This window comes from Paenibacillus sp. BT-177 (genome assembly GCF_025846815.2).
GTDB classification, from domain to species: domain Bacteria; phylum Bacillota; class Bacilli; order Paenibacillales; family Paenibacillaceae; genus Paenibacillus; species Paenibacillus polymyxa_C.
Window position 1 is genome coordinate 418,570 of sequence record NZ_JAOYTP010000003.1, and the last position, 12,350, is coordinate 430,919.

Annotated in this window: 7 protein-coding genes and 1 pseudogene; 5 read left to right on the forward strand and 3 right to left on the reverse strand. The window is 47.2% G+C overall.

The genetic code is table 11. From position 1 onward, the window contains the following. The first annotated feature begins 103 nt into the window (after window positions 1-103). Window positions 104-451: a KGG domain-containing protein gene (locus OIU26_RS12350; RefSeq protein WP_013373683.1), complete on the forward strand. Its 348-nt coding sequence runs from the start codon at window positions 104-106 to the stop codon at window positions 449-451. A 400-nt stretch (window positions 452-851) separates the two neighbouring features. Then, window positions 852-1,754 (forward strand): AraC family transcriptional regulator, encoded by a 903-nt coding sequence (locus OIU26_RS12355; protein ID WP_264216992.1) that lies wholly within the window; start codon window positions 852-854, stop codon window positions 1,752-1,754. A 472-nt stretch (window positions 1,755-2,226) separates the two neighbouring features. Here OIU26_RS12355 and OIU26_RS12360 read toward each other — a convergent pair whose 3' ends face one another. From OIU26_RS12360 to OIU26_RS12370, 3 genes and pseudogenes are all read right to left on the reverse strand, one after another. After that, the gene (locus OIU26_RS12360) at window positions 2,227-2,484 is read right to left on the reverse strand and encodes a SunI/YnzG family protein (RefSeq protein WP_025676639.1); all 258 of its coding nucleotides are present in this window, start codon (window positions 2,482-2,484) and stop codon (window positions 2,227-2,229) included. 187 nt (window positions 2,485-2,671) lie between these two features. After that, window positions 2,672-2,778: pseudogene (locus tag OIU26_RS12365) on the reverse strand (SDR family oxidoreductase); the annotation flags it as partial. A 34-nt stretch (window positions 2,779-2,812) separates the two neighbouring features. Then, window positions 2,813-3,757: a helix-turn-helix domain-containing protein gene (locus OIU26_RS12370; protein ID WP_013373689.1), complete on the reverse strand. Its 945-nt coding sequence runs from the start codon at window positions 3,755-3,757 to the stop codon at window positions 2,813-2,815. Between the two features lie 166 nt (window positions 3,758-3,923). On the opposite strand from OIU26_RS12370, the gene OIU26_RS12375 reads away from it, so the two are divergent. The 3 genes from OIU26_RS12375 to OIU26_RS12385 all read left to right on the forward strand — a co-directional run bounded on the left by OIU26_RS12375 (window position 3,924) and on the right by OIU26_RS12385 (window position 12,284). After that, on the forward strand, window positions 3,924-6,122 hold the full coding sequence (locus OIU26_RS12375; protein WP_264216993.1) for a glycoside hydrolase family 52 protein: 2,199 nt from the start codon (window positions 3,924-3,926) through the stop codon (window positions 6,120-6,122). Window positions 6,123-6,163: 41 nt separating this feature from the next. Continuing rightward, window positions 6,164-8,422 carry an alpha-glucuronidase family glycosyl hydrolase gene (locus OIU26_RS12380; RefSeq protein ID WP_264216994.1) on the forward strand — a complete coding sequence of 753 codons (2,259 nt, stop codon included), beginning with the start codon at window positions 6,164-6,166 and terminating at the stop codon, window positions 8,420-8,422. Window positions 8,423-8,693: 271 nt separating this feature from the next. After that, window positions 8,694-12,284, forward strand: coding sequence for a family 14 glycosylhydrolase (locus OIU26_RS12385; RefSeq protein WP_264216995.1), 3,591 nt, complete (start codon window positions 8,694-8,696; stop codon window positions 12,282-12,284). Window positions 12,285-12,350 lie beyond the last annotated feature (66 nt).

A 12,350-nucleotide genomic window follows, 5' to 3' on the forward strand; every position in this document is an offset into this window, starting at 1 on the left:
ATTTTCCATTTATCAAAATTAAATAGACATGTTTAATTCCTGACACGAGGGTTAATAGATACACGTAGACGCTTTACTAAAATTCGATGAGGAGTGATTGAACATGGCTAACAACAACCAAAATGGCAAAATGAGTCGCGAAGAGGCAGGACGTTTAGGTGGAGAAGCTACTGCTAAAAATCACGACAAAGAATTTTACCAAGAGATCGGCGAAAAAGGTGGCGAGGCCACTTCCAAAAGTCATGGCAAGGACTTCTATCAGGAGATTGGTGAAAAAGGCGGCGAAGCCACTTCCAAAAACCATGGCAAGGAGTTCTATCAGGAAATCGGTCGCAAGGGCGGTGAAGCCCGTGGCAATTCAGACCAAAGTGATAGCGACGGGAAAATGAGCAGAGAAGAAGCAGGCCGCAAAGGCGGCGAGGCCCGCGCCCGTCAGCGTAAAAATAACTAACGATAGATCAGGATGCATTGTCGATGCATTTGCAATGTAAAGGCACCGACTGCATAGAATACGAAGTAAGTGAATGTTTATGTTATAAAAGCCTATCTGCCGGTGTTCCGGTAGGTAGGCTTTTTGTGTGAAAGTTAATTTCATCAAAAGGCTACTTTCATCATCCGAACATACATCATACAATATACATATACAGGGTGAATAACCATCATACATATTTTATTACAAATGAAAGAATGGAATAGTCAGATTCTTTTCTCATGTCATCTTACTTATTGCGAACAAAACAAATAACGCAGCCCTTGAATTGAGCACCATGTAACAGACTAATAGGATGCAACTCAAGTCAAATATTCCTGCATTCCGGCTGTTAAGATGGAGTCGAAAGGAGGGAACCCTCGTGTACGAATGGAACGAAATGGTCCAGCTTATGATTGATTGGATTGATAATAATCTGACCTCAGCGCCATCGTTGTTGAGAATGTCCGACCAGTTAGGCTATTCCCCTTATTACTGTACAAAGCAATTTCATTCTCTGACAGGAATGACATTAAGGGATTATGTGTGGATGCGCAGGATTAGCCGGGCAGCTCTTGAACTCCGGGATAGCAATGTCCGCATCCTCGATGTTGCCATAAAGTATGGGTTTTCTTCACAGGAAGCTTTTACACGAGCATTTGTAAAAGCATTTGAGGTAACTCCAGCTGTATACCAGAAGGAGCCGAGACCTATTCCATTAGCCATTCGCGTTGAGGTGTTCTCTCCTTATCATTACCATTTGAAGGAGCGGGACAGGATGATTGATGATCAATTGCAAGAAGTCGAAATCAAAATTGAGCGTATACCAGCACACAAATTTATTGGTCTCTGGGATATTTCTTCTCGAAATTACGGAGATTTCTGGAGAAATGGTCATAATTGTGATGAAATTTGCGGAACCCTGGAAAGCATGTCTCACCTCAAGCTTCCCGGACAATTGGGCCAAACGGCAGGCTGGTTCTATCAGAATGGTCAGAAGGGCTATCTCTATGGAATACCGGTTGCCGCTGACTACGCCGGAGAGATTCCCGCAGGAATGAAGTGCCGGGACATCCCCGAATCAGATTACCTGGTTTTTTTCCACCCACCCTTCAATTATTTAAAAAACAACGGAGACGTTATGAGAACGGTGGAGGAGAAAGCTTGGAACTTTGATCCTAGCAGCCTGGGGTATGAATGGGATGAGGAAACGAAGCAGGATTATCAACGGCATTTCCCTGAGGGATACGGCTACGCGGTGTTGCGCCCTGTGAGAAAAGTGTAGAGCAGAAGAATCCCAAGAAGCCGCTGCGATCAGAATGCTATTAATCGTCTCGCGGCTTCTCTTTTGAAAATGGAATGGAGGTATAGGCAATGAAGTCCTTTCGCTTTTGGTTGGTCCTAGTCTCATGTATAGTTATTGCTGTAAATATTACGGGGTATGACGACTATAATATACTTTTGGCTATTATTAGCCCGTTGGTTTGGATGTATGAATCTTTTCAATTTGTGCGCAAAGCACATATCCCCATATCCCTTGTTTACTTCACTACAATAGGTTTCTGGTATCTCATAGGGTATGTTATCGATCGTTTGATTAGAAAATTGAAACTCGCTAAAAATAAATAAGCTGTACAAACACGGTACATACCTCATTCCTTATTTTGAGCAATGGGGTACAATACAGATCATATATGTCCATGAAGTAATGCAATATCATTCTCCGTGTACATCATGCTGTATCTTTATGGATCTAATTAAAGATAGGACTGTATTTTTTTAAGAATATTTTGACCATTTGTAGTAAACAAAATATATGTCTTTGAATTGGTTTTAATTACAATTCTGTCCGTTGTTGCATAAGGAGTACCTATTCTTATTGCATCTTTCTCTTGTCCAGCATAAGTATTATCGAACGAAACATCTTCAATATCCTCAAGAGATACTTCTATCCTAGATAACTGCCAAGTAATAACTAAATTATTACTCTCCTTTTTTATATCGATTCCCAACATGCTGTTTCCTCCTAAAGTTTTTTCAACACAAATTGTAAAACGAAATGCGACACTTTGCTGGAGTATTATTCCGATAAATACGATGATTTTTTTGCATCCCGCTACATCTCCTGTAAAAAGAAAACCAGTCCAACACATTGTAAGTGTGTATTGGACTGGTGGATATGCACACGTCAGCTTCCAGCAATTAGATCAGCGTATAACCGCCATCTGGGAACAGCACGCTTCCGGTGGTGAACTTGTTAGTCATCAGGTACAACACAGTATTGCGATTTCCTCATTATACCCCACTCGCCATATCACAACTATTTTATAATCATATATATTTTTATTCGGATGAGCTTTCAGGGGCTACGCTCTTACGGTAGGATGTCGGCGACTGGCCAGACCAGCGTTTGAATTGCCTACTAAAATGTGCAATATCCCCATAGCCTAGCAGATCGGCTATTTGCTGCACCGACCATTGCGGATCAGCCAGCAGCAGCTTGGCCTCATGCAAGACAAGCTCGGATAGATACACACGCGGAGATACGCCAAAAACACTACGGAATACGCGATTACAATGGGACACGCTAATACCCAGCTCGGATGAAATCCCCTCGATCCCATCCTGTTTTTCCAACGAGCCGGCCTGTCTATAAGACAGATTGACTCTGCCCTGAAGACGACTAGCAATCTGATGAGCAAGCTCTGCCTGCACATATCCACGTCCCGGCAGATGAGCAGCTTCACTGGATACAGCCTCCCACAACGTTGCAAACAGTTCAAATACAGCAGATTGAATCCGCATACGTTTTGCCACCGAGTCACCATTTATCCCCATGTCATCCAGCGCAGAAAGATCAAGCAGCTTGCCCAGCGCTGGCTCCATCTGCCTTGCCACCGTACCATCAGCAGGAAAAAGCACTTGCTCCAAACGGCTCAGTAGCGAAAGAAACAATTTATCATCAATGTCGAAATGCATGCAAAAATACGTAAATCCCTCCCCGTTACTACAGCTGGAGTGCACAATTCCCGGGCGCAAAAGCATCAGATCACCCTGTCGCTGAATATAGCTGCGACCATCCACAACCATGATCTGCTCTCCCGCAAGCACGATGTTAATTTCATATTGCGGATGTTCATGTGGTGGATAACTCCAGTCTCTTCCGACACTTCGTGTATGAATGGCAAATAGATTGACCGTAGTTCGCACATCGGGAAAAAAGAATTCCTCTCCGGCGACCGTAAGGTCTGGATCATGGGGACTCTTCGGTAAACGTGGTGACGACATATTCTCCCTCCTGGCTCATTTACATCGATATCCTCCAGTATATCGTTTTCAGCGCGATTTGGATAAATAGTGGAGCGATTTGACAATGGTTCCTCGGCACATGTCATGCTAGGCTCTAATTGAAGTTAGTCAACGTTACATTTTATCATGAAAGGGGTTTCAATATATGTCGAAAAATATATTTTATAACACGCAGCATGCACCTATCGGTTCATTTTCCAGCTTTACACTTGGGTTTAAGGGTAACCGCGGCGGACTCGGCCTGGAGCTGGGCAAGCCTGCCGATGAAAATGTATACATCGGACTGCAATCCAGGGATGGCGGATCCTATGAGGCGCTTCCCTTTTTCGCATCCACACAGGACGAAAGTACCCGCTACGATGTGGAGAAAAAGGATAAAAAAACGGAGCCTCTGCTCGTTGCCTTTGCCGATCAGGACATCACCCGTGAGTTAAAAGCAGGAACAGATACATGGCAGGCAGGCGATTTGACGTTCCGGCTGTACTCTCCCGTTCGCCCGGTGCCCGAGCCGGGAATTGCCGGCATAGATGAGCTGCGGGCAGCGTTAGTTCCGGCTGTATTTGCCGAGCTGACGATCGATAATACAGAGGGTGCTGCTGCACGGAGAGCCTTTTTCGGCTATCAGGGCAGTGATCCGTATAGCGGCATACGTATTATAGGGGAAGATCCACGCAGGGACATTATGGATTCTCCTCAATTGGAGGGAAGACTCACAGGCATCGGTCAAGGACGAAGCACAGCTATTGTGACCAACAGCAGTGAAGCCATACCTGCCAGCGGATTTGCAATGGAGAAGCTGCTCGGGGAGACCATGGCCGATAACTTATCCTTTGGCCTGGGCACAACGGGTGCGCTCCTGATGGACGTTCCCGCAGGAGAGAAGCGCACGTATTCCTTCGCCATATGCTTTTATCGCGGCGGCATTGTGACAACAGGCATCGAAGCATCGTATTACTATACCCGGCTGTTCAAGGATATTGAAGACGTGGGAAGCTATGCGTTGAAGCATTTTACCGACCTGACTGCAGCTTGTATTCAGGGGAATGACTGGATCGAATCGGCGAACTTGAGTCCGGATCAGGAATTTATGCTCGCTCAGGCAATTCACAGCTATTATGGCAGCACCCAATTGCTCAGTCAGCAAGAGGATGGCGAACCGATCTGGATTGTGAACGAAGGCGAGTACCGGATGATGAATACACTCGATCTGACGGCAGATCAGCTTTATTATGAATTGATTTTGAATCCATGGACGGTACGCAACGAACTAGAATGGTTTGTCCAAAGGTACAGCTATCGGGATGAGGTGCGCTTCCCGGGAGAGGAACAATCCTATCCGGGGGGGATCACGTTTACGCATGATATGGGCGTGGCCAATGTGTTCTCCCGGCAGGGGTACTCCTGTTATGAACTGGCAGGGATTGACGACTGCTTCTCTTACATGAGCCACGAGGAACTGGTGAACTGGCTTTGCTGCGCCACGGTATATATCGAGCAGACACAGGATCAGTCATTTACGACACGTATGCTGCCTGTCTTGTGCGACTGCTTCGAAAGCATGCTGCGGCGGGATCATCCAGATCCGGCACAGCGAAACGGCTTAATGGGCCTGGATAGCTCAAGAACCCAAGGAGGCGCCGAAATTACGACTTACGATAGTCTAGATGTATCCTTGGGTCAGTCCCGCAATAACATTTATTTAGGCAGCAAATGCTGGGCGGTATATGTTGCGCTGGAAAAGATATTTGCCTCAAAGGGGCTTAACTCCCTTTCACAGGAAGCTGGCTCACAGGCAGACAAATGCGCAGCATCGATCACCGCTCACATGACAGACAAGGGCTATATCCCTGCAGTCATTAAGGAAGGCAACGACTCACAGATTATTCCTGCCATTGAAGGGCTGATCTTCCCCTATTTTACAGGATGCGAGGATGCACTTGAGCCTGATGGGCGGTTCGGTGGATATATCCAGGCACTTCGACACCATTTGCAAACCGTACTGGTACCAGGAGTTTGTCTATTTGAAGACGGAGGCTGGAAGCTATCCTCGACCAGTAACAACTCCTGGTTGAGCAAAATCTATCTGTCTCAGTTTATTGCCCGTGAGCTGCTGGAACTGCCTTGGCAGGAAACTGGGCAGGCGGCTGACGCAGCCCATGTTTCATGGCTCCTCCATCCTGAAGAATCCTATTGGTGCTGGAGCGACCAAATGCTCTCCGGCATTGCCCACGGCAGCAAATATTACCCACGTGGGGTTACCGCTATTTTGTGGCTGTATGAAGGCAAAGGGAATCGGCTTCCCCTCCCTCAGCATATGAGTCAAGATGAGAAGCAGCATGTCTAAGACGAACGAACCCTCACTCGCCCAAAGGAGGTTCAAATAATATGAGCAAGCGTATGGATATGCCCAAAGGGAGCGGCTATGACGCTTGGCTACACTACCACCGCGCTCGTCTTATAGAAAAAATGCCTGCTTGGTGCAGGGTCATCGTGGTTCATGACACAGATGATGAAGTGCTTCAGACAGCTGCGAGTGAGCTTCAGCAAGGATTGGCCTCTATGTTTGGACAGCAGCCAAAGATGAGTACCATTCCTGTCCATGTACCATTCGTTGCGCTGGGTACGTTCCAAGACCATCCATGTATCGCAGAACGGTTTAGTGCAGAGGAACAGGCAGAAGTGAGCGCAGAAGGCTATCGAATCCGCGGGGTAGAGGCTAAGCAACTGGCTGATTCAACTGGTCAAGATCACGATGATATCAAAGGACAGTGCGTTACAGTCGCGGGTCAGACCTCCAAAGGGGTATTGTATGGAGTCTTTCATTTGCTGCGCTACCTGCAAGGAGGACTAGACGGCAAGCTGAAACCCACTGCCAAAGAATCATTGCATGCTCCCAGTTTAGACCTATTGTCCAATCCAGCTAATCCGATACGCATGATCAATCACTGGGATAACATGGATGGTAGTGTTGAACGTGGATATGCCGGCGCATCTATTTTCTACAACAACAATGCCTTAACTACAAATATGGAGCGCCTTCGAGACTATGCCCGTCTACTTGCTTCTGTAGGCATTCAGGCGTTATCCATTAACAATGTGAATGTCCATCAGGTAGAAACCGAGCTGATAACAGATCAATTTTTCCCGGATGTAGCCAAAGTAGCTGCCATCTTTCGCGCCTATGGTATCCAAATCTACTTGAGCATTAACTATGCCAGCCCGATTCAGCTCGGTGGATTAACTACAGCCGATCCTCTAGACCCTGGTGTAGCTGAATGGTGGAAGACCAAAGCCCAGGAGATTTACGCAGCCGTTCCCGATCTGGGTGGTTTTGTGGTCAAGGCTGATTCTGAGAATCGGCCCGGACCCTTCAGCTATGGACGCCACCACGCCGATGGAGCCAATATGCTGGCGGATGCTTTACGGCCCTATGGCGGGCGTGTGATTTGGCGTTGCTTTGTCTACGACTGCAAACAGGACTGGCGTGACCGCAAGACGGATCGGGCTCGCGCGGCCTTTGACCATTTTAAACCGCTGGATGGACTGTTCCGGGATAATGTCATTTTACAGATTAAAAATGGCCCTATGGATTTTCAGGTGCGAGAGCCTGTCTCCCCTCTGTTCGGCGCGCTGGAAGCCACTCAGGTACTGCTGGAGTTCCAAATTGCACAGGAGTATACCGGACAACAAAAGCATCTATGTTACCTGGTCCCGCAATGGAAGGAAGTGCTTGATTTTGACACCTACGCACAGGGAAAAGGCTCCACCATCAAGCGCATCGTGAGTGGCGCTATGCATAGCAACAGCGAATCTGATTCTCGTCGCAGGAAGGCTACTGTCCATGCAGGCAGCGGCAGTTTCCAGGAGGAGCCAACGAATCATGTTCCCAAGCCCACCAACTTTGGAATAGCCGCTGTTTCCAATATTGGTGCAGACACCAATTGGACCGGACATTTGCTCGCCCAGTCCAATCTTTACGGCTACGGCCGGTTGGCATGGAACCCGGATCTATCCGCAGATGAAATCGCAGATGAATGGGTTCGGCTGACATTTAGCAATCAAGGCAAAGATGACGGTGATCCTGAGTTGATTCCTACCATTAAACAGATGCTGCTCGATTCATGGAATATCTATGAGTCCTACACCGCCCCTCTGGGGGTCGGCTGGATGGTCAGTCCCAATCACCACTATGGGCCGGATGTTGATGGATATGAATATTCGATGTGGGGCACCTACCATTTTGCCGATTGCTGGGGGATCGGGGTAGATCGGACGACTGCAACTGGAACGGGCTATGCAGGACAATATTTTCCTCCTGTTGCCGAAATCTACGAATCTACAGACACCTGTCCGGATGAGCTGCTCTTATTCTTTCACCATGTTCCTTATACGCACGTGCTCCACTCCGGCCAAACGGTCATACAGCATATTTATGATACTCATTTTGAAGGTGCCGAACGTGCGGCCCATCTCCAAGCAACATGGATTAGTCTGCGGGAGCATCTAAATGAATTGATCTATGAACAGGTGCTGACGCGGCTGGAGCATCAGACAGAGCACGCCAAGGAATGGCGGGATCGGATCAATACGTATTTTTATCGCAAAAGTGGTATTCCCGACGAAAAAAATCGCCCTATCTATTAAGCAGATAGCCTCATGCGTTGCTTGCATACACACTGGGTTTTGCCTCCCCTTTCACGGGAATAGCGATAAAAGACACATGTCTTACTCAGACCTGTGTCTTTTTTTGCATGGTCTAATTTATGCATACGGTTGCTAACGCAAAATGTCATATTTGTCCACCCTGAGTGTGCAATAAATTCTTCTTTTTATGCAACCGCTTGCTTTATACTATTTTTGTAGACGTTTACAAAATGTTGTCGAATTAGACTATGCTTTGGGGAGGATGATCGGTTTGACCTTGTATCGGAGTCTATGGAAAAAAGGGTGTATGCTTCTATTAAGCCTTGTGCTGTCTCTGACCGCCTTCATTGGCTCACCCTCTAATACGGCGAGCGCTGCGGTTGCAGATGATTTTCAAGCTTCCGTTATGGGACCGCTGGCGAAAATCAATGACTGGGGTTCCTTTAAAAAGCAGCTACAAACGTTGAAAAACAATGGCGTATATGCCATCACTACCGACGTCTGGTGGGGCTATGTGGAGAGCGCAGGAGATAACCAGTTCGATTGGAGTTACTACAAAACCTATGCAAATGCCGTGAAAGAAGCGGGACTGAAGTGGGTTCCTATCATCTCAACGCATAAGTGTGGAGGAAATGTAGGAGATGACTGCAACATCCCACTACCAAGCTGGCTGTCGAGCAAGGGCAGTGCAGATGAGATGCAGTTCAAGGACGAAAGCGGCTATGCCAATAGTGAAGCCCTTTCCCCATTGTGGAGCGGAACCGGTAAACAATATGATGAGCTGTATGCCTCATTCGCTGAAAACTTTGCCGGGTATAAAAGTATCATTCCCAAAATTTATTTAAGCGGCGGTCCTTCCGGGGAATTGCGCTATCCGTCCTACTATCCAGCAGCAGGATGGAGCTACCCGGGACGAGGTAAGTTCCAAGCTTATACTGAAACAGCCAAAAATGCATTCCGCACAGCTATGAATGACAAGTACGGATCATTGGACAAGATTAATGCTGCTTGGGGCACCAAGCTTACCAGCCTTAGCCAAATCAATCCACCGACTGATGGGGATGGATTTTACACGAACGGCGGGTATAACTCCGTGTATGGAAAGGATTTTCTTTCGTGGTACCAAAGTGTGCTTGAGAAGCATCTAGGTGTCATCGGAGCAGCTGCCCACAAAAACTTCGATTCTGTGTTCGGTGTCCGGATCGGGGCCAAAATTTCCGGTCTGCACTGGCAAATGAACAATCCTGCCATGCCGCACAGCACAGAACAAGCGGGTGGATATTATGATTACAACCGTCTCATTCAGAAATTCAAGGATGCCGATCTAGACTTGACATTTACTTGCCTGGAGATGAGTGACAGTGGCACAGCACCGAATTATTCGCTGCCGTCCACCCTGGTGGATACCGTCTCCTCCATCGCGAATGCCAAGGGTGTTCGCCTGAATGGTGAAAATGCACTCCCAACAGGCGGCAGCGGCTTCCAAAAAATCGAGGAGAAAATCACGAAGTTCGGTTATCACGGGTTTACGTTATTGCGCATCAACAATCTCGTCAACAATGATGGCTCACCAACCGGTGAGTTGAGCGGATTCAAACAATATATCATCAGCAAAGCCAAGCCTGACAATAATGGCGGTACAGGCAACAAAGTAACGATATACTATAAAAAAGGCTTCAACTCGCCTTACATTCACTACCGTCCGGCTGGTGGTAGCTGGACTGCTGCACCTGGTGTGAAAATGCAGGATGCCGAAATTAGCGGCTATGCTAAAATTACCGTCGATATCGGTTCTGCCTCCCAATTGGAAGCCGCTTTTAACGACGGCAATAACAACTGGGACAGCAACAACACCAAAAACTACTCCTTCAGCACGGGCACTTCTACGTACACGCCCGGTAATAGTGGCAATGCAGGAACGATCACTTCAGGCGCTCCATCGGGTGCGAATCCCGGGGATGGCGGCGGTACAACTAACAAAGTAACGGTATACTACAAAAAAGGCTTCAACTCACCTTACATTCACTACCGTCCGGCTGGTGGTAGCTGGACTGCTGCACCTGGTGTGAAAATGCAGGATGCCGAAATTAGCGGCTATGCTAAAATTACCGTCGATATCGGTTCTGCCTCCCAATTGGAAGCTGCTTTTAATGACGGCAATAACAACTGGGACAGCAACAATACTAAAAACTACCTTTTCAGCACTGGAACTTCTACCTACACACCCGGCTTGAACGGAGCTGCAGGATCTATTCGAACGGGGGCACCTTCAGGAAGTGCCGTCAGCGTAGTGACTTCCACCTACGCAACCGACCTCAACGAAGTGGCAGGACCTATCCAAACCGAAAAACTTTCGGGTGTATCCTTAAACGTAAGCACTTCTACCTACACACCCAATGTTAACGGAGTTGAAGTAACTGCTCAAACGGAGGCGCTTTCGAGCGCCTTCACCTCTATAGATCCGGGTACCCTCTCCAAGCCCACTCCCCTTGGCACAGACTGGAGCAAACAGAGCATTTATTTTATCATGACAGACCGTTTCAGCAACGGAGATACATCCAACGATAACTACGGTGGCTTCAATTCCAACAACAGCGATCAACGCAAGTGGCACGGTGGCGATTTTCAAGGTATTATTGATAAACTCGATTACATTAAAAATATGGGGTTTACCGCAATCTGGATTACCCCGGTAACGATGCAAAAGAGTGAATACGCTTACCACGGCTATCATACGTATGATTTTTATGCGGTTGACGGGCATCTCGGAACAATGGACAAGTTCCAAGAGCTGGTTCACAAGGCACATGACAAAAATATTGCTGTGATGCTAGACGTAGTAGTGAATCACACAGGTGATTTTCAGCCGGGGAACGGGTTCGCCAAGGCTCCTTTTGACAAAGCAGATTGGTACCATCACAATGGTGACATTACAGGGGGGGACTACAACTCCAACAACCAATGGAAAATTGAAAACGGTGATGTGGCTGGACTGGATGACCTAAATCATGAAAACCCCGCTACCGCAAATGAGCTTAAAAACTGGATCAAATGGCTGCTTAATGAGACAGGCATTGACGGACTGCGGTTGGATACCGCCAAGCATGTACCGAAGGGTTTTCTAAAGGATTTTGACCAAGCCGCCAATACCTTCACCATGGGTGAAATTTTCCATGGCGACCCTGCTTATGTGGGGGATTACACCCGATATCTCGATGCAGCACTAGATTTTCCGATGTATTATACAATCAAGGACGTGTTCGGACACGATCAATCCATGAGAAAAATCAAGGACCGCTACTCCGATGATCGTTACTATCGTGATGCTCAGACTAACGGTGTATTTATCGACAATCATGATGTAAAACGTTTCCTGAATGACGCCTCTGGCAAGCCGGGTGCTAACTATGACAAATGGCCACAGCTCAAAGCTGCATTGGGCTTTACTCTGACGTCGCGTGGGATTCCAATTATCTATCAAGGCACAGAGCAAGGCTATAGTGGTGGAGATGATCCCGCCAATCGGGAAAATATGAATTTCAACGCCAACCATGACCTGTATCAGTACATCGCTAAGCTAAACAATGTGCGCAATAACCACCCTGCTCTGCAAAACGGCAGCCAAAAGGAAAAATGGGTGGACGACTCCTTTTACAGTTTTCAGCGCTCTAAAAATGGCGACGAGGCCATCGTATTTATCAACAACTCCTGGAATAGTCAAACCCGCACGATTGGCAACTTCGATAATCTGTCCAACGGAACCCGCCTGACTAACCAGCTGAGCAACGACTCCGTTCAGATTAACAACGGTTCGATCACTGTGACTCTTGCTCCGAAGGAAGTTAAAATCTTCACTAAGTAAACAGCGTTATTCAGTTACATTGGTTATTCAGATGTGCTAAAATAAATGATAGAAGGATATACTAAA